The following is an 848-nucleotide window of genomic DNA, read 5'->3' as shown; positions in this document are numbered from 1 at the left end:
GTCACCGACCCGGCACTTTCGGCGCAGAACCTAATGGATGCGGCAATCCAGAACGGGGCCGAGTTGCGCACTGGGGCCGAGGTTGTTGAAATCCTGATAGAGGATGGGCGCGTGGCGGGTGTCAAACTGGCTACGGGCGAAGAAATTCGCGCCAAGGTCGTGGTAAACGTGGCCGGGCCTGGATCGGCCATTATCAACGGCATGGCTGGCGTTCTGGACGACATGACCATCGAAACCCGTCCTCTGCGGCAGGAAGTGGTCCACGTTCCCGCGCCTGAGGGGTTCGATTTCGAAAACAACGGAACCATTGTCTCGGATAGTGACATCGCCTGCTACTGCCGCCCAGAGCATGGCAACCATATCCTCGTGGGGTCCGAGGATCCCGAATGCGATCCGCATCAATGGTGCGAGGATGACAAGACATATAACCGCGATTTCACCGACCAGTGGACGACGCAGGCGATGCGCTATGCGCAGCGGGTACCGAGCCTTGGTATTCCGTCCAAAACGCGGGGCGTGGTTGACCTCTATGATGCGTCGACCGATTGGATTCCGATCTACGATAAATCCAGCCTACCGGGGTTCTACATGGCCTGTGGCACTAGCGGAAACCAATACAAAAACGCTCCGATTGCGGGCAAGATGATGACGGCTCTGATCGACTATTGTGAGGGCGGCGCAGATCACGATGCCGAACCGCTGCAGTTCGAACTGCCTTACATCAAGCGCGTGATTGATGTCGGATTCTATTCGCGCAACCGCTCGATCAACGAAGAAAGCAGTTTTTCGGTCCTGGGGTAGTCAGCCCGACAATTGGCCCTAACATCACGTAAATGCGAAAAGGAGCG

1 protein-coding gene is annotated in these 848 nt (G+C 57.0%); it reads left to right on the top strand.

The window, feature by feature from the left end; genetic code table 11:
• Nucleotides 1–801, top strand: an 801-nt coding sequence (locus ACR0E6_RS21945) for an NAD(P)/FAD-dependent oxidoreductase (protein WP_480587311.1), incomplete at its 5' end; no start/stop codon positions are given.
• Nucleotides 802–848: the final 47 nt, after the last annotated feature.

The organism is Ruegeria sp. AP12, from assembly GCF_056540025.1.
The sequence above is the reverse complement of the archived record's forward strand: the minus strand, read 5'-3'. Positions and strand labels throughout refer to the sequence as shown.